Source organism: Lentzea albida (genome assembly GCF_900111005.1).
In the GTDB taxonomy this organism is placed as follows: Bacteria; Actinomycetota; Actinomycetes; order Mycobacteriales; family Pseudonocardiaceae; genus Lentzea; species Lentzea albida.
The window spans coordinates 545,909-563,933 of sequence record NZ_FOFV01000003.1 but is presented as its reverse complement, the minus strand read 5'-3'; the positions used below and the strand labels follow the sequence as shown (position 1 = coordinate 563,933).

Annotated in this window: 14 protein-coding genes; 12 read left to right on the top strand and 2 right to left on the bottom strand. The window is 69.5% G+C overall.

Annotated features, from left to right (window positions below):
* Positions 1–124: 124 nt before the first annotated feature.
* The 5 genes from BMY74_RS11715 (at position 125) to BMY74_RS11695 (ending at position 8,056) form a co-directional block, all read left to right on the top strand.
* The gene (locus BMY74_RS11715; protein ID WP_089914091.1) at positions 125–2,839 is read left to right on the top strand and encodes an nSTAND1 domain-containing NTPase; all 2,715 of its coding nucleotides are present in this window, start codon (positions 125–127) and stop codon (positions 2,837–2,839) included.
* A 115-nt stretch (positions 2,840–2,954) separates the two neighbouring features.
* Entirely contained in the window at positions 2,955–5,687 is a 2,733-nt protein-coding gene (locus tag BMY74_RS11710) for an nSTAND1 domain-containing NTPase (RefSeq protein ID WP_089914089.1), read from the top strand.
* Between the two features lie 245 nt (positions 5,688–5,932).
* Complete coding sequence (locus BMY74_RS11705; protein ID WP_342716684.1) at positions 5,933–6,511, top strand: ABC transporter permease; 579 nt, start codon at positions 5,933–5,935, stop codon at positions 6,509–6,511.
* Positions 6,508–7,275 (top strand): ABC transporter permease, encoded by a 768-nt coding sequence (locus BMY74_RS11700; protein ID WP_089914083.1) that lies wholly within the window; start codon positions 6,508–6,510, stop codon positions 7,273–7,275. The genes BMY74_RS11705 and BMY74_RS11700 overlap by 4 nt, the downstream gene beginning before the upstream one ends.
* Positions 7,259–8,056, top strand: coding sequence for an ABC transporter ATP-binding protein (locus BMY74_RS11695; protein ID WP_089914079.1), 798 nt, complete (start codon positions 7,259–7,261; stop codon positions 8,054–8,056). The genes BMY74_RS11700 and BMY74_RS11695 overlap by 17 nt, the downstream gene beginning before the upstream one ends.
* A 145-nt stretch (positions 8,057–8,201) precedes the next feature.
* Here the strand turns inward: BMY74_RS11695 and BMY74_RS11690 are convergent, their stop codons facing one another.
* Both BMY74_RS11690 and BMY74_RS11685 read right to left on the bottom strand, forming a co-directional pair.
* Positions 8,202–8,939, bottom strand: a complete 738-nt coding sequence (locus BMY74_RS11690; protein ID WP_089914076.1) for an IniB N-terminal domain-containing protein — start codon at positions 8,937–8,939, stop codon at positions 8,202–8,204.
* Positions 8,940–9,113: 174 nt separating this feature from the next.
* Positions 9,114–10,283, bottom strand: coding sequence for a 4-hydroxybenzoate 3-monooxygenase (locus BMY74_RS11685; RefSeq protein ID WP_089914073.1), 1,170 nt, complete (start codon positions 10,281–10,283; stop codon positions 9,114–9,116).
* 198 nt (positions 10,284–10,481) lie between these two features.
* Here BMY74_RS11685 and BMY74_RS11680 point away from each other — a divergent pair, with 198 nt between their 5' ends.
* From BMY74_RS11680 to BMY74_RS11650, 7 genes are all read left to right on the top strand, one after another.
* Positions 10,482–11,477 carry an ABC transporter substrate-binding protein gene (locus BMY74_RS11680; RefSeq protein WP_245786050.1) on the top strand — a complete coding sequence of 332 codons (996 nt, stop codon included), beginning with the start codon at positions 10,482–10,484 and terminating at the stop codon, positions 11,475–11,477.
* A 219-nt stretch (positions 11,478–11,696) separates the two neighbouring features.
* Positions 11,697–14,462: a nitrate- and nitrite sensing domain-containing protein gene (locus tag BMY74_RS11675; RefSeq protein ID WP_245786049.1), complete on the top strand. Its 2,766-nt coding sequence runs from the start codon at positions 11,697–11,699 to the stop codon at positions 14,460–14,462.
* Positions 14,459–14,881, top strand: coding sequence for a roadblock/LC7 domain-containing protein (locus BMY74_RS11670; protein WP_053736734.1), 423 nt, complete (start codon positions 14,459–14,461; stop codon positions 14,879–14,881). Before BMY74_RS11675 ends, BMY74_RS11670 begins: the two co-directional genes overlap by 4 nt.
* 16 nt (positions 14,882–14,897) lie before the next feature.
* Positions 14,898–15,494 (top strand): GTP-binding protein, encoded by a 597-nt coding sequence (locus tag BMY74_RS11665; RefSeq protein WP_089914065.1) that lies wholly within the window; start codon positions 14,898–14,900, stop codon positions 15,492–15,494.
* Between the two features lie 141 nt (positions 15,495–15,635).
* Positions 15,636–16,493, top strand: a complete 858-nt coding sequence (locus BMY74_RS11660) for a hypothetical protein (protein WP_089914063.1) — start codon at positions 15,636–15,638, stop codon at positions 16,491–16,493.
* Entirely contained in the window at positions 16,490–17,224 is a 735-nt protein-coding gene (locus tag BMY74_RS11655) for a hypothetical protein (protein ID WP_089914061.1), read from the top strand. The genes BMY74_RS11660 and BMY74_RS11655 overlap by 4 nt, the downstream gene beginning before the upstream one ends.
* A 274-nt stretch (positions 17,225–17,498) precedes the next feature.
* The gene (locus tag BMY74_RS11650; protein WP_089914059.1) at positions 17,499–18,014 is read left to right on the top strand and encodes a snapalysin family zinc-dependent metalloprotease; all 516 of its coding nucleotides are present in this window, start codon (positions 17,499–17,501) and stop codon (positions 18,012–18,014) included.
* Positions 18,015–18,025 lie beyond the last annotated feature (11 nt).

Genomic DNA, 18,025 nt, shown 5'->3' with positions numbered 1-18,025 from the left:
CGCCGGTTCGGGGCGCGAGCACCGGGTCTTCCCCGTGAAGGTGCGTCTGCACCGACGTTAGGGCGAACGGGTTGTTCACGGTCATGTGTTGGCCGCTGAACAAAGTTCTCTGAACAATGACGGGATGCCGAGACGGGAACGCCCTCTCGACGAGGGCGAGAGCGGTCTGCTGCGGTTCGCGGCGGATCTGCGCCGGCTGCGGGAGCGCGCGGGCAGCCCGACCTACCGGGAGCTGAGCCGGCGGGCGCACTACTCGGCCGCGGCGTTGTCGGAGGCGGCGGGCGGGCGGAAGCTGCCGAGCCTCGCGGTGACCAAGGCGTACGCGAAGGCCTGCGACGGTGATCCGGAGGAGTGGGCGCGGCGGTGGCGGGCCGTGGCCGAGTCGGAACCCCCTGGGACGAACGACAGTCCGTACGTGGGGCTCGCGATGTTCCAGCCCGGTGACGCGCCGAGGTTCTTCGGGCGCGAACGCGTGACGGCCGAGTTGCTGGGCACCGGGAACCGCCTCACCGGCCTGTTCGGACCGTCCGGTGTGGGGAAGTCGTCGTTGCTGCGGGCCGGGCTCATCGCCCGCACGCGCGGGCCGGTCCTGTTGTTCACGCCCGGTGCGAACCCGGTGGAGGAGTGCGCTGTCGCGCTCGCCCGGCTCACCGGAGGGGACGCGGTCGCGCTCGCCGACGAGCTGAAGGACCCGTCGCGCCTGGGAGCGGTGCACGGGCACCTCGTGGTCGTGGACCAGTTCGAGGAGCTGTTCACGTTGTGCCGCAACGAAGAGCTCCGCCGGTGGCTCGTCACGGCGCTCCTCGGCTGCGAGAAGGTCGTCATCGGCGTCCGCGCCGACTACTACGGCCACTGCGCGCAACACCCCGACCTGGTCGAGGCACTCGCGGGTGCGCAGGTCCTGCTCGGTCCCATGACGCCGGACGAGCTGCGGCTCGCGATCACCGAACCCGCCGCGGTCGTGGGCGCCAAGGTCGAGACGGCGTTGCTGGCGAGGCTCATGGCCGACGCGGTCGGGCAGGCGGCCGTGCTGCCGTTGTTGTCGCACGCGCTCGCGCAGACCTGGCAGCACCGGCGCGGCATGACGTTGACGCTCAGCGGTTACGAGGAGGTCGGCGGCCTCGAGCACGCCGTCGCCCGCACCGCGCAGGAGGTCTTCGACGCCCTGTCGCCGCGGGGGCAGGAGCAGGCCAGGCGGATCCTGCTGCGGCTCGTCACCGCCGAGGACACGAAACGGCGTGCGCCCCAGGCCGAGCTCGAGGCCGACGACGAGGTGCTGGGCGCGCTGGCGGCGGCACGGCTCGTCGTGATCGACCGCGACGGCGTGGAACTCGCGCACGAGGCGCTGATCCGCGGCTGGCCCGCGCTCCAGCGCTGGGTCGAGGACGAACGCGAGAACATCAAGGCGCAGCGCGATCTCACCGACGCCACGCGGACCTGGGAGTCGCTCGACCGGGACCCCGGCGTGCTGTTCCGCGGACGCCGGCTGGCGAACGTCCCGGATGGACTGTCCCTGAACGCGAAGGAACGCGCCTTCCTCGCCGCCAGCCGGGCCGCGGAGGAGGAGGTCTCGGTCAGCGCCCGAAGACGCACCCGCCGCCAACGCCAGCTGCTCGCCGTCCTCGCCGCGCTCGTGGTCGTCGCCGCCAGTTCGACCGCCTTCGCCCTGCAGGCCACCAGGACCGCCGACGAGCAACGCGCCAACGCCGCCGTCCTGAGGGCCGTGGGCGAGGCCGCCGCACTGCGCTCCACGAACCCCGCCCTGGCCCAGCAGATCGCGCTGGCCGCCTACCGGCTCGTGCCGCTGCCCCAGGCGCGCAACGGGCTGCGGCAGGAGGACGTGCCGTCGCAGGTGCTGCGCGAGGCCCAGTCCGAGGTCACCGCGCTCGTGGTCGGCCCGACCCAGCAACGAGTTGCGACCGGGCACCGCGACGGCACCGTCGTGCTCACCTCGCTGGACGACCTGCCGTCCCCGCGCACCTCCCACGACGCCACCCGCCACTCCGGCGCGGTCACGGCGCTCGCGATGGACTCGACCGGCGGCCTCATGGCGTCCGCGAGCGACGACGGCACCGTGCACGTCGTCGACGTCTCCCTCGGCAAACCCCGCGAACTCGCCGTGCTCCCCGTGCGCGCGGCCGCGATCGCCTGGCAGGGCGGCACCCTCGTCACCACCGACGCGGACGGCGCGCTGAGCTTCTGGACGGACCTGCGCCTCGACCGCCCGCGGCTGCTGACCACGGCCCAGCTCGGCCTGGGACCGCTCGCGGGCCTGTCGTTCCGCCAGGACGGCGGGGTCCTCGCCGCCGTCACCACGGGCCACGCCGTGCACCTGGCCGACGTGACCGACCCGCGTGACGTCAAGCTCCTGTCGCTGACCAGGGAGTTCGCCGGCGGGGCGCAGTTCACCGGCGACGGCGCGCTCCTGACCACCGCGGGCACGGCCGTCCACGTCTGGGACACCACCGATCCGCGCGACCCCGTCCTGCGCGCCGAGATCCCGTCCGGCGGGGGCGAGGTGACGGCGGCCCGGCTCGGCGCCGGGCGGCTGGCCGTCGCGACTGACGACGGCCTGGTGCGGCTCTGGCGGCTCGGCGACGGTGAACCGGTGGAGCAGGCGCTGCTGCGCGGCCACGCCGGACCGGTCACCGCGGTCGGCCTGACGCCCCAGAGCGGTGACGTCGTCACGGGCGGTGCGGACCGGGCGGTGCGGCTGTGGAACGCCGATCCGCGCGAGCCCGCCGTCCGGATCTGCGAGCAGGCCATCCCGCGGATGAGCCGCGAGGAGTGGGACCAGTACTTCGCCGGTCTCGACTTCACCCCACCGTGTCGTGACTGAAGTCGCAGCGTGCGAGAGGTGAAACGATCACGAAGCGCACGGGATGATGGTGGATGGTTAGCGGCCCGTTAGACGGAGCGCGAACCTCTGGTGGACAATCCGGCCGGGAGGCGGCATGCCAAGAGGGGAACGTCCGCTGGGTCCGGAGGACACCGCGTTGCTGCGGTTCGCCGGTGACCTGCGCAGACTGCGGGACCAGGCGGGCAAACCGAGCTACCGCGAGCTGGCCCGGCGAGCGAACTACTCGCCGACCGCGTTGTCCGACGCGGCCGGCGGGCGCAAGCTGCCCTCGCTCGCGCTGACGCTCGCGTTCGTGCGGGCCTGCGAGGCCGATCCCGCGCCGTGGACCAAGCGCTGGCGGGAGCTCGCCGTCGAGCACGCGCAGCCATCACAGCCGAACGCGCCGTACCCCGGCAACGCGCCGTTCACCGAACACGACGCGAAGCACTTCTTCGGGCGTGAGTCCCTCGTTGACGAGATCGTCGAGTCGGTCCGGGCCACGCCCGTCACCGTCGTCGTCGGCGCCTCCGGATCGGGCCGCACGTCGCTGCTGCGCGCCGGCCTGCAGCCCGTCCTGGACGACGCCGTGGTCGTCACACCGGGCCACGACCCGGTGCGGGACCTGGCCGAGGCCCTCGCCGGTGTCTTCGAGGGCACGACCGCCGACCAGTTGGCCGAGGAGTTCCGCGGCGATCCCGACCACCTCCGGCTGCGGATCCGCCAGCACCGCCCCGGCCTCGTGCTGCTCGTCGACGACGCCGAGAAGGCCCTGGACGCGGACGACTTCCTCACCGCCGTCACCCGCTGCCCCCACGTCGTGCTGTCCGTCCGGGCCGACCACCACGCGCGCTGGCGGGCCGCGGGCGTCGACGCCACCGAGATCACCGTCGAACCGATGAGCGCGGACCAGCTGCGCCGCGCGATCAGCGAACCCGCCGCGAAGATCGGGGCCACCGTCGAGACCGCGGTGATCGCGCGCCTGGTCGCCGACGCGGCGAACCGGCACGCGCTGCCGCTCGTGCAGCAGGTGCTGGTCGAGACGTGGCGGCGCAAGCGCGGCATGACGCTGTCGCTCGCGGGCTTCGAGGAGACCGGCGGCATCGAGCACGTCGTCGCGCAGGGCGCGGAGGCCTTCTACGCCGAGCTCGGCGAGGCCGACCGGCGAGCGGTCCGGCAGTTCCTGCTGAGGCTCGTCTCCTTGCCCCGCAACGGGATCGTGCAGCGCCGCACCCGCAGGACCGACGTGGACGCGCACCTGCTCGACCTCGTCGTGAAGGCCAGGCTGGTCACGCTCACCGAGGACGGCGCAGAGCTCTCCCACGACGCCGCGCTGCGCTGGCCGAGGCTCGCCGCGTGGATCGACGAGGAACGCGACACCCTCAGGACGCACCAGCAGCTCGTCACCGCGATCGAGCTGTGGGAGGCGAGCGACCGCGACCCGCTGGCGCTCTACCGGGGCGTGCGGCTGCGCCGGGCCAAGGAGCTCGGCGACTTCCTGACGGTCCAGGAACGCCGGTTCGTCGACATCAGCGCCAAGCGCGAGACCCGCCGCTCGACGGCGTTGATCGCGGTCGTGGCCGTGCTGATCGCGCTGGTGCCCGGCACGGTCGTCTACGCGCTCTCGAACGAACGCAAGATCACCGAGCTGCACGACCGGGAGCTCGGCGGCAAGGCGCTGTCGCAGTCCGAGTCCCTGCTGGAGCAACGGCGTCCGTACGCGGACAAGTACGCGCTGGTCGGCTACGAGGTCAGCCCGTCGGCCGAGGCCGAGAAGATCCTGCGGCTCTCGAGCGCGGTCACGCGCGGCATCCCGTTCACCGGCACGCCCGCGGACGACGCGGACGTGGTCGTCGCCCCGCGCGGGGAGATGGCGGCGGTCACCGACCAGGACGGCACCGACCGGATGTGGGGCCTCGACGAGGACAGGGCGGAGCCGGGCAAGAGGTTCGCCGACCGCCACCGGGTCGTGAAGCTCGCCGAACGCCGTGCGATCACGAAGGACAACAACGGCCAAGAGCACCTGTGGGCCGTCAACGACGCGAACGACATCACGTACCTCACGGCGCTGCCGGCCAGGTTCCGCACGCTCGACCTCAGCGCGGACGGGTCGCGGCTCGTCGGCAAGGTCGGCGACGCGGTCGACGTCGGGCTGCCGACGCCGGACGAGTCCGAGCACGCGGAGCTCTACGACCTGAGCGATCCGCGCATGCCGCGGAAACTGCCGATGCCGGTGCGCGCCCCCGAGACCGTCGCGCTGAGCCAGGACGGCCGCGAGCTCGCCACCGGTAGCTGGGACAAGGCCGCCGGTACCACGACCGTCGAGTTCTGGAGCATCGGCGGCACCGTCGAGCCCGCCGCGCCGCCGTTGTCCCAGCACGTCTACGTCCGCGGCATCACCTACAGCGGGGACGGGCGCTGGCTCGCCCTCGAGCACTCCTCACCGGAGTCGGTCGTCGAGGTGTGGCAGCGCGTGCCGAGCGAGTCGCCCGTGCTGCGCGCACGGCTCGACACGGCGTTGCGCGCCGGGGCGCGGGTCACGTTCTCCGACGACGGCCGCGTGGCCGTGGTGCGCGACAACGTGTTCGAGGTGCAGCAGCTCTACACGAACGACCGTCCGGCGGACCGGCTCGCGTACGTCGTCGGGCACGGCGCCTCGACGCGCGCGGTGTACCGGCCGCAGAACCGGGACTTCCTCGTGCGCAGCGGGGGCCAGGATCCCGAACTGCTGCCGTACGACCTCGACACCGGCCGGATCATCAAGCGGATGTGCGAAAAAGACGGCGCGCGGCTCACGGACTCCGAATGGGTGAAGAGTTTCGGCGAAGTGGAGCGCGTGCAGGTCTGCTGAACCGACGCGATGCGTGGGAACAAGCCGGAGTTGAGCAAGCACGCATTGTGAACTGGAGATCCACTCTCTAGGGTGACCGAGTGCGTGCGTTCACACGGGGACTCATCGGCATTGCCGGATTCCTCGCGCTCTGGGAGCTCTTAGGACGCTCTCCCCTCCTCCCTGCAGACGCGCTCCCGCCACCTTCTCTCGTGTTCGGCGAGCTCGTGACGCAGTTGACCTCCTCCGAATTCATCAGTCATGTCGTGGCAACGGTTTTGGCCGTGCTGATCGCCATCGGGATCGCGATCGCCATCGCGGTGCCGAGTGGACTCGTGCTGGGCAGCGTCCCGGCCGTGCGCCACGCGACCCGCGCGGTGATCGAGTTCCTGCGCCCGATCCCTTCTGTGGCACTGATTCCGCTGGCGCTCGTGATGCTGGGCTTCGGCCCGGAAACGAAGATCACGCTCGCGGTCTACGCGGCACTGTGGCCGATCCTCTTCAACACCATTTACGCGCTCGACGAACTGGACCCGCTGCTCGTCGAGACGTCCCGGGTCTTCGGGACCGGACGCGTCGGCGTGCTGTTCCGCGTGGCGTTGCCGAGCGCGTTGCCGTTCGTCCTCACCGGAATCCGTCTCGCGGCCACCACGGCGTTGATCGTGATGGTCAGCGTGGAGCTCATGGCCGGCAGTGAGATCGGCCTCGGCTACTTCATCATGGAGGCCCGCAGCGGGCCCGGCCGGATGGACCAGGTGCTCGTCGGCACCGTGGTCGCGGGCGCGATCGGCGTCCTGCTGAACAACGGTCTCGAGCGGATCCGCCGGCGTTGGGTGGCCTGGTGAACAAGTTCCTTCAACGGTGGTCCGTGTTCGCCGGTCTGATCATCGTGTGGCAGGTGCTCGGCGTGGCGGCCGACGACCCGTTCTTCCCCCCGCCGTCCGAGATCGTCGAGGCGGCCTGGGAGTGGTGGGTCCTCGAGCCGGAGAACGTCACCGAGCACGTCCTGCCGTCGATCGGCCGGCTGCTGTCGGGCTGGGCGATCGCATCCGTGATCGGCATCGCGCTCGGCCTGCTGCTGGGCCGCTCCGACCGGGCCATGGAGTACGCGGGACCGCTGCTCGTGTTCCTGCGGTCGATCCCGCCGCCCGCCCTGGTGCCGGTGTTCCTCCTGCTGTTCAAGGCGGGCACCTCGATGCAGCTCGCGACGATCGTCTTCGGCGTGATCTGGCCGGTGCTGCTCAACACCGTCGACGGCGCCCGTTCCGTCGACGTGACCAAAGTGGACACTTCCGCGGTCTTCCGGATCCCGCGTCACCAGTGGGTCCTGGGAGTGGTGCTGCCCGCGGCCTCGCCGAAGATCTTCGCCGGGCTGCGGGTGTCGCTGTCGCTCTCCCTGGTGCTGATGGTCATCTCCGAGCTCGTGGGCACGGACAACGGCATCGGTTCGCAACTCATGACGGCACAGCGCGAGTTCGACTACACGCGCATGTGGGCGGGCATCGTCCTGTTGGGCGTGCTCGGCTACGGACTGAACACCGCTCTTCTGGCGGTGGAACGCAGGGCTTTGGCGTGGCAACCGAGGAGCAGGGATGAGCAACATGCTTGAGGTGGCCGACCTGGGCCACACCTATGGGGACTACGAGGCCATCGGCGGCCTCACCTTCACCGTCCGCGCCGGCGAGCTGGTGTGCGTGGTCGGACCGTCCGGATGCGGCAAGTCCACACTGCTGCGCACGATCTCGGGGCTCATCACGCCCTCCCGCGGTGACGTGTCCCTGAAGGGCTCCCACCTCGCGGTGGTGTTCCAGGACTACCAGCGCTCGCTGTTCCCCTGGCTCACCGTGCAGGGCAACGTCGAGTTCCCGCTGAGGTCCCTGCCGCGTGCCGAGCGCCGTGCCCGCGCCGCGGAGGCCCTGGAGTGGGTGGGCCTCGGGAAGGCCGCCAAGAAGCGCCCGTGGCAGCTTTCCGGTGGTATGCAACAGCGTGTGGCGATCGCGCGCGCTCTGGCGTACCGGCCCGCGTTGTTGTTGATGGACGAGCCGTTCGCCTCGGTGGACGCGCAGACCCGTTTCGAGCTGGAGGACCTGTTGCTGCGCGTGCGCCGTGAGCACGACACGACGGTCCTCGTCGTCACGCACGACATCGACGAGTCGGTGTACCTGGGCGACCGCATCCTGGTGCTCTCCAACTCGCCCGCGCGGCTGGTGGCGGACCTCGACGTCCCGCTGCCCGCCGAGCGCGACCAGGTGACCACGCGGACCGACGAGGCCTTCGTGGCGCTGCGGTCCAAGGTGGCCCGTCTGCTGAACGTCGGCAAGCCCTCGATCGACGTCGAGAAGTGGGCCGCGGCGGAGAGGGAGTCCCTCAGCGAGACCGTCCCGTCCTGACCGTCGCTTCGAACAGTGGAGCCCCGGACCGCCGCGGTCCGGGGCTCCACTGCGTTCTCAGTGCCTGCGGGAGGGCGTCGGCACTGGTGAACGGGAACAGACGCCCGCGCTCGGGGCAGAGCGCTGGGCGTCCGTTCCCGGCGGCTCAGAGGTGGATGTCGAAGTCGTTGCCGTTGGCGATGCCGTCGTGCAGCAGGTCGACGTCGCCGAGCTTCACGTCGTCGATGACGTTGCCGAGGTCCGCGTGCACGTCGCCGACCTGAGCGACGTCCTGCACCACGTTGTGGCTGAGGTCCACGGCGTCCTTGACGTCCACGTCGCCGACGACGTCCTTGACGAGCACGTCGGTGTCCACGACGTCCTTCACGAGGACGTCCGCGTCGAGGTCCTTGACCAGCACGTCGGCCACGTCGGTCACACCGGTCACCGCGTGGACGTCCGCGAGGTCGGTGACCCCGGTGACGACGGAGTTGCCGGTCGCGATGTCGGTGACACCGGTGACGACCTCGTCGGTGTCGACCACGTCGAGGGTCTTGGTGACGTCGCCGAGGCCGCCGAAGTCGGTGACCAGCGCGGTGACGGAGGAGGGGGCGGCGATGCCGGCGACGCCCGAGACGCCGTCGACGCTGCTCGTGATCAGCTTGAGGCTGTCGACGGCGGTCAGGTCGCCCGCGCCGGCCAGCACCTGGTCGACCGCGTCGACCTTCACGACGGAGGCGCTGTCGAGCACCAGGGGCAGGATCTCGTGGACGTCGACCGGCGAGATGTCACCCAGACCAGCGGCTTCGAGGGTGCCTTCCGGGTCGAGCTGGAACGCCTCGCGGGCGTCCAGGTCGCCGAGAAGACCGAGGGTGAAGTCGTGCAGCGTCTGCTGGGTGCTCATGAAACTCAAGCTCCTGTAGCTGGATCGGGGGATGTCGTGCTGAACCGTATGGACGAACGACATCCCCCAGCATCGGGAGTTGGCCCCAGATTGTGACCCAGCGAGATCCCTAGGGGGAGGGGGGTCACCCGTTAGGGGGGCGGGGATTTCACCCTTGAGGGTGAGACTTTCTTGTCACGGGCCGACGTAGTTCTCCGCGAAGGTCGCCCGGTAGGTGGCGGACTCCGCCAGGTGCTCCAGCCGTGCTTGGGCCAACCGTCCGAAGAACGGCGAGCTGACGTCCGTGTGGATCATGTTCACCATCCACTGGGAGAACTCCTGCGCCCTCCAGACCCGGCGCAGGCAGTCTTCCGAGTAGGTCTTGAGACCGGTCTCCGATCCGGTGGTGTAGTAGTCGATAAGCGCACGTCCGAAGGTTGCGGCGTCGTTCATCGCGAGGTTCATGCCCTTGGCGCCGACCGGGGTGATGATGTGTGCTGCGTCACCCAGCAGGTACAGCCGGCCGTAGGACATCGGCTCGACCACGTGGCTGCGCATGTCGAGCACGCGCTTTTCGATGATCTTCCCCTCGGTCAGCGTCCACGACGAGTCGTGCAATGCGAAGCGTTTGTGCAGTGCCTCCCAGACCTGTTCGTCGGACCAATCCGAGGCCTTTGTCCCGACCGGTACCTGCAAATAGAAGCGGGATATCGTGGCGGACCTCAACATGTGTCCGGCGAAGCCGTCGTCGTGCAACGCGTAAATGGTCGCTTTAGTCGATGGCGGGGCCTCCGCGAGAATGGTCAGCCACTCGATCCCGTGCTGGTGCGTGAATTCCGTCAGCACGCCCTCGGGAATGGAGGGGCGGCTCACACCGTGGAACCCGTCACACCCGGCCACGAAGTCGCTCTCGATGGTCTCGCGGGTGCCGTCTTCGCTGGTGAAGGCCACGGACGGCTGCGAGCACGTGAGATCTCGCAACTCCACGTCGCTGACCGAGAACCGGATGTCACCTCCTCTGTCCAGAAATCCCCCGATGAGGTCCTTGACCACTTCCTGCTGGGGGTAGACGAAGTGCTCGCGGCCCCCGTAGAGGTCGCTGTACGACACCTGGAAGGCCCTGCCGCTCACGCGGAATTCACACGTTCCGTGACGGTCTGCTTCCATCAGCAAACGATCTGCCAGACCGAGTGACTCCAACATGGTTACAGAGCGGTGCTCCAGGACTCCTGCCCGTGGCCGGGTTTCCACGTGGGCTCGACTGGCTTTTTCGAGCACGACGCAGTCGATACCTGATTGCTGGATCAGGTTTGCCAAGGTCAGACCGGCCGGCCCAGCGCCGACAACGGTCACAGCGCGCTTCAACTGGGGTTCTCCTAGCCCTAGACCTGCTGTGCTTAGATGCTCACCGCAGGTAGTGGACTTGAACCTGCTCGTGTCGGTCAACTGGGGTCTTTTGGAGCAGCATCATTACTCTGAGTGGTTGACCGTCGCGATCATTCCCCGCAACGACGACACCGCTCCGACAGGAGAGTGCTCCCGATGACTCGAAGAGTCCGCCGTATGGCCATCCGTGGCATCGCCCTTGCCACGCTGCTCGCCACCGTGGCGAGCTGTGGTGCGCTCGGCGGCAAAGAGCAGGCACCCCCGGCCGAGTCGGCCGGCAACGGTCAGGTCGAGAAGACCAAGATCACCCTCGGTGTCCTGCCGATTCTCGACGTGGCCTCGGTCCACGTCGCGATCAGCAAGGGTTTCTTCAAGGAAGAGGGCCTCGAGGTCGACCTCAAGGTCATCCAGGGTGGCGCCGCGGCCATCCCCGGCCTGGTCAACAAGGAGCTGGACTTCACGTTCGGCAACTGGGTCTCGTTCTTCGCGGCCCAGGCGAAGGACACGGCGAAGGCGGTCGACGGGATCAAGCTGATCTCGGACGGCTACCAGGCCAAGCCCGACATGTTCCTGATCTTGGCGAACGGTGATTCGGCCATCAAGAGTCCTGCCGACCTCGCCGGCAAGACCATCGCCATCAACACGTTCAAGAACATCGCGGAGCTCACCGCGAAGGCGACCCTCGAGGCCGCGAACGTGGACGTGAAGTCGGTCAAGTTCAAGGAGATGCCGTTCCCGGACATGCAGGCGGCGGTCCAGAACAAGACCGTTGACGCCGCCTTCATGGTCGAGCCGTTCATCACGCGCGCCCAGCGTGCCGCCGGCCAGATCAAGGTCCTGGACGCCGCGTCCGGCCCGACCGACAACATCCCGATCGCGGGCTACGCGACCTCCGGTGCGTTCGCCAAGCAGAACCCCAAGACCGTCGCGGCCTTCCAGCGCGCGATGGCCAAGGGCCAGGCCGCCGCGACCGACCGCCCCACGGTCGAGCCGCTGCTCGTCGAGTACGCCAAGGTCGACAAGGAAACCGCAGGTCTCGTCCACTTCGGCGCCTTCCCGACGACGCTCGACGCGACGCGCCTGCAGCGCGTCGTCCAGCTGATGGTGACCTACGAGATGCTGGACAAGGAGCTCGACGTCAAGCCGATGCTCATCCAGCCCTCCGGCAGTTGACGAACCGCGCGGGTGGCTGTGATCAGGCCGTGATCGCCGTCACCCGCGCGATCGTCTCCGCCAAATGAATTATCGCGCGGAGGCCGTTTAGCCGCGCAGTGCAAAGTCGTTGATTCTCGAACCACTGTTTTGTCGTCCGAACGGCGGTATGAGAACAGCGCGTTTTACTCCAAGATCCACCAGGTTTGCTGCTATTAAACGGGGCGGGGAGTGTTGACGGTGCGCGGTCGTGAGGACCAGCGAGGCATCGACCGGTTCCGCCTACGCAACTGGCGGTTGCGGAGCAAGCTCGCAGTGGTGTTGCTAGTTCCGGCCCTGAGCACCGCGACTCTCGCGGGCCTGCGGCTGAACACCCAGCTCGACGACGTCGAACTCTTCGGCAACGTCCAGCGCGAGCTCGCCGTGAGCCACCAGGCCGCGAAGGTGGAAAACGCTCTACAGGTCGAACGTGACTGGGCAGTGCAGTGTGTGGCCTCCGGCAGGCAGAACGCGTGCCCCGAGCACGCCGCCCGGACCGGCCTCACCGATGTGGAACTGGGCAAGTACCGGGAATCGGGCGCGACGGCTTCGGCGATGAGCGCGTCCTTGCAGGAATCTTTCACCAAATCGCTGCAGTCCCTCGACGGACTGAGCAGCTTGCGCGTCACCCTGCTGACCACGAAGTACCCCGACATCGCGGTGATCGCGGCGTACAACCAGATCATCGCCTCGCTCGGGCAGGTGCACCGCGCGGCGATCTCGAGCCTCAGCGAACCGCAGATCGTGCCGCTGGTCGCCGCCGCGCAGGCGCTCTACACCGCGCAGGAGCAGCTCGGCCAGCAGAACTCGCTGCTGACGTCCACCGCGCTGCGCAAGAGCTTCGCTCCCGGCGCCGCGGACGAGCTGCGGGCCGCGCAGTCCCGGCTCGACGCGGCGTTCAACGAGTTCAACGACGCGGCTTCGCCGGCGAACAGGCAGAGGTTCCAGGACGTCGTGTCCGGTGCGTCCGTGGACGGTCGCAACCGGCTGGTGCGGCTCGCGCTCGCGCAGGACTTCGAGCGCAAGCCGGTGTCCATCACCGACGCCGAGGTCCTCAAGATCGGCCAGGACACCGCGAACCTGGTTCGCGAGGTCGCGGCCGACCTGGAGGGCCAGGCCGACGCGACGACCACGCGTCTCGCCGACACCGCTCGGTCGGACGCCTGGCGCGACGCGGGTCTGGTCGCCGTCTCGCTGCTGATCGCCTTCGGTCTGATGGCGATGGTCGCGCAGTCCATGCTGCGGCCGCTGCGCGTGCTGCGCCGCAGCGCGCTCGACGTGGCCCGCAACCAGCTGCCCGAGGCAATCCAGCGAATCCGTTCGCATCGCGACCCGGAACGCGCCGCGGAAGAGGCGATCGTCCCGGTGCCGCTGAACACGACCGAAGAGGTCGGCCAGGTGGCGCGGGCGTTCGACCTCGTGCAGCGCGAGGCGGTCCGCCTCGCCGTCGAGCAGGTGGCACTGCGCGCGAACGTCAACGACATGTTCATCAACCTGTCGCGGCGCTCGCAGGCGTTGGTGGAGCGGCAGATCAGCGTGATCGACCGGCTCGAGCAGGACGAGCAGGACCCCGACCACCTGGCGTCGCTGTTCGAGCTCGACCACCTCGCGACGCAGATGCGCCGCAACAGCGAGAACCTGCTCGTGCTCTCCGGCACGACGGTCAACCGCCGCGTCACCCGGCCCGTCGCGATCGCCGAGGTGCTCGGCGCGGCGGTGTCCGAGGTGGAGAAGTACGCGCGCGTCCAGATCGCGCCGACGCCGGAGCTCATGGTGCAGGGCCGCGTGGTCAACGACCTCGCGCACCTCGTCGCCGAGCTGCTCGACAACGCGACGGCGTTCTCCAAGCCCACCACCAAGGTGACGGTGCGGACGATAGAGACCCGCAAGGGCGAGGTCGCCATCCGCATCCACGACCGCGGTGTCGGCATCCAGGAGAACGAGGTCGCCGAGTTCAACGCGAAGCTCGCCGAGCCGCCGGAGGTCGACGTCTCGGTGGCCCGCGAGATGGGCCTGTTCGTGGTCGGCCAGCTCGCGAAGCGCCACGAGATCCGCGTGACGCTCGCGAACAACGACGACATAGAGGGTGGCGTCACCGCGCAGGTGATCCTGCCGGTCTCGTTGCTGCACAAGGGAGCGGCGCCCGCGCTGCCCCTGCCGGCGGCACCGCCTCCCACGGCGGCCGAGTCCACCAACCCCGGCGAGGCGCTGTCCGGCGTTCCGAAGTGGACGCCCGAACACCCGGTCGTCGTCCCGTCGCCCGCCACCGCGGAGGAGAACTCCGGGCGGCACCGCATCGAGCAGACGTCCACCGACGGCCTGTTCACCGCGCGGATCGAGGCGTCGGAGGACGCGGCGGAGGACGGCTACTCCTACGAGCCGCCGGTCGAACGCCCGACCGACCCGGTCACGGAGATCTTCCCCGCGATCGTCGACGAACCGTTGATCTCGCACGACGACCTGTCGAGGTGGTTCCAGACCCCCTCGGCCCCCGAACCCTCCACACGGGACGTTCCGCCAGCGGAGCCGGAGCACACCGAGGACGAGGACGCGGAGCCCGCCACCGTGAACGGCCTGCCCAAGCGGCAGCGTTCGGCGGACACCGTGAAGATCGAGGCACCGACGGCGGTGCCGCGCGCGGTCGCCGACTACGCCGAGTCCGACTGGGGAGCGGCGGACGAGGGCTGGAAGGCCGCGGGCGCGCTGGACAAGGGTGCCCCCGCGCAGACGACGGAGAACGGTCTGCCCAAGCGCGTCCCGAAGGCGCGCCTGGTTCCCGGTTCGCTGCCGTCACCGTCGTCACCGGCACCCCAGCTGGCGACGGCCGCGGCGATCCCCGCCCGGTCGGCCGACCGGTTGCGCCAGCGGTTCGCCACGTACCAGAAGGGTGTCCAGATGGGCCGAGACTCGCTCTTCGACTCGGCCGTCGGGGGCATCCCCGTGATCGCAGAAAGGGAACGCCAGTGACCACCGCGACTGAGGAACTGGACAACTTCAGCTGGCTGGTCGAGGACTTCGTCAGCAGGGTGGCCGGTGTCGCGCACGCCATCGTCGTCTCCGCCGACGGCCTGCTGCTCGCATCGTCGGACCGTCTGCCGCACGACCGCGCGGAGCAGCTCGCCGCCGTCTCGTCCGGCCTGGTCTCGCTGAACCTCGGCGCGGCGCGCTGCTTCGAGGCGGGCGACGTCAAGCAGACGGTCGTCGAGATGGAGCGGGGCTACCTCTTCCTGATGTCCATCAGCGACGGGTCCTGCCTCGCCGTGCTCGCCGCACCCAACTGCGACATCGGCCTCATCGGCTACGCGATGACCCGGCTGGTGGAGCGGGTCGGTCTCCAGCTGACGCCGGAGATCAGAGCCCAGCTGCACGTTTCCATGCGCGCCTGAGTAGAAGGAAGTTCCCATGAGCAACGGTGGTCCGGGTCGTCCGGGGTCACCTGGGGCCGACCTGAACGTGATGTCGTCGAAGATCGTCGTCGCGGGTGGGTTCGGCGTCGGCAAGACGACGTTCGTCGGGTCGGTCTCCGAGATCACCCCGCTGACCACCGAGGCCGTGATGACCCAGGCCTCGGTCGGCGTCGACGACCTGTCCCACGTGCCGGACAAGGTGACCACCACGGTGGCCATGGACTTCGGCCGGGTGTCGCTGGACAAGGACCTGATCCTGTACCTGTTCGGCACCCCCGGTCAGCACCGGTTCTGGTTCATGTGGGACGACCTCGTCCGCGGCGCCATCGGTGCGGTGGTCATGGTCGACACGCGCAGGATCGACGACGCGTTCGCGCCCATCGACTTCTTCGAGGACCGGGACCTGCCGTACGTGATCGCGGTGAACTGCTTCGACGGCCTGATGCACCACCGGGCCGAGGAGATCCGCGACGCGCTGACGATCTCGTCGGCGGTGCCGATCATCCCTTGTGACGCGCGGAACCGGCAGTCGACGAAGCAGATCCTGATCGCGTTGGTGGAGCACGCGTTGCGCCAGCCCTCGTTCGCCTGAGGACACACCGCCAGACCCGCTCCCGCGGAGATCACGGGGCCGGTGCCACGGGCACCGGCCCCGTTTCCGTTGTGCCGTAACTCTTTCGATCGCGCCGCCGATGACCGTTCGGGGTCAGCGACTCGGAGGGAGGCCGCGCCGGTGGGCAGCAGACTGGACAGGATCACCAAGAACCAGTGGTTCGTGCTCGTCGGCGGCGTGGTCGGGGTGCTCGCCCTGGTGGCCGCCCTGACCGGGCCGGTGCCGGATCTGAGCAAGGACGAGACGTCGGTGAAGAGCCTGATCGCGGAACCGGTCGGGAGCGAGGTCACCGACTTCGCGCTGCCGCTCGACGCACCGCTCGACCTGTTGCCGCAGAGCGATGCCGGGTTCTACTGCGACGCGACCATGACCGACTGGTTGCGGCGGTTCGGCACCGAGACCACGCCGTACCACGGGATCGCCGTGCGCAGCGCCGCGGAGGACGGCGCGCAGCTCGCCATCGACAACCTGCGGGCGGTGGACGTCGAACGCGTAGACATCGGTCCTGTCCTGCACTTCCAATGCCCGACCGGGGGCAACGCCGACATCGCGGTCCTCGAGCTCAGGCTCGACCGGGACCGCAGGGCCAGGCAACTCGTCGACGGGTCGCAGGACGACACGCGCCCGTTCGCGTTCAACCTCGAACCGGGCGAGCGGGGGAACCTGGAGGTGCGGCTGGAGAACGAGGACGGCCACTCCTACACCGGCCGCATCGTCGCGGACGTGTCGGCCGGCAGGACCAAGAGCACGGTCTCCCTGCCGCTCAGCGGCGAGAGCGCGGAGAAGTTCGACCGGGTGAGCTTCGGCAAGTACAGCAGGCTCATCGTGCAGCCAGGCCGCTCGAAGGACCTGTTCCTGTGCGAGCTCCTCTCGCCGGGCTTCACGAAGCTGCGGCGAGGGGCCGGGGACGAGTTCGACGTCTTCGACTGCACGCTGGAGAAGGTGCGGTCCCTGCTCGCCGAGATCGGCCGCTCGTGAGGTGGGCGTGGGCGGCGGTGGCCGCCGTGATCGTGCTCGCCGGCGGGATCTTCGTCTTCCGCACCGTCACCGCGGCGGGCGGCGGGGGCGTCGTCGTGCAGACGGTCCAGCCGACGCGGGCCCCGGTCGTCACGACCACCACCGCCCCGGCTCCGGGGTCCTCGGACGCGGACCCGGACCCGGATCGGCCGACCGAGGTCGTGAACGTCGTGGCGGTGGACGAGGCGGGCAACCCGGCGGCCGGTTACCAGGTCACCGACGGCGGCGAGGTGGAGAACTGCCGGCCCTCGCCCGCCGCGGCCGGCGCCGGGGTGTTCGCCTGCTCCCCGACCGCGGAGAGCGCCGACGTCTGCTGGCCCACGCCGTCCCCGCGTGTGCTGCTGTGCGGCGACAGTCCGTGGAAGACGTCCCTGCGGCGCACGACGACAGCGGACCGGATCGACCGGACGCCGTCCGGTGCCGAGGCCGAGCCGTGGGGACTGGAGCTCGCCGACGGTGCGAAGTGCAGGCGCCGCAACGGGGGTTCGTGGCCGGGCCGGGCCGACGGGCTCGCCGGGGCGTACCACTGCGACAGGGAGGACGTGTTCGTGCTGTCGGGCGGGGGACCCGTGGTGAACCGGACGAATCCCGCGTGGACCGTGAAAATCGGGGGGTTGAGCGCGGACAACGGGGATTTCCCGCCTCCCGCGGACGTCCGGGTCGTCAAGGCGTACTTCGCCGCTTCTCCCTGAACACCGCTGCGCCTTCCGGTCCATCAGCACCACTCGCGGGTGAACAGTTGTTCGGCCGTTCGGCCGCGCCCCCGTCCGACGCCGTTCGCCACCCGACGGCCGGTCGTAGGGCACGTTTCCGCTCACCACACCGCACGTCCGCGCCTCCCGGTCGATGATCACCTACGAACGCACTTGACCGTGTCAGCACCGCTTCACACTTGACTCTTCTTGTGCGCCAACGACTCGGCGATACAGTCGGGGTGCAATTACCCTGCATTGCGAGGAGATTCCTGTGTCCCTGCGCAAAACAATCGCCGTGGCGGCCAGTGTCGTCGGCCTCTCGGTCGGCCTCATCGGCACCGCGGAGGCCGCGCCCCGCATCGTCACCTACAACTCGAGCAACACCGGCGAGTTCCAGGCGGCGATCGACAAGGGCGCCCAGATCTGGAACGCCAGCGTGGTGAACGTGCAGTTCCGCAAGGTGACCGGCGCCGCGAACGTCACCGTGAGCGTGGACAACCAGTGGCCCCGGGCCTACGTGACGAGCCTCGGTCGTGGCCGGTGGGTCATGGGCCGTCAGGCCGTCAACGAGGGCCACGACACCGTGCGCATCTCGTCGCACGAGTTCGGCCACCTGCTCGGCCTGCCCGACCGCAGGACCGGTCTGTGCACCGACCTGATGTCCGGTGCCAGCGCCGGCACGTCGTGCAAGAACCCCAACCCGAACGCCAAGGAGAAGGCCGAGGTCGAGGCCAACTTCCGCACGCTCGTGACGGTCGAGGCCGCGACGTACGAGGACGCTGCCTGATCAGCTGATGA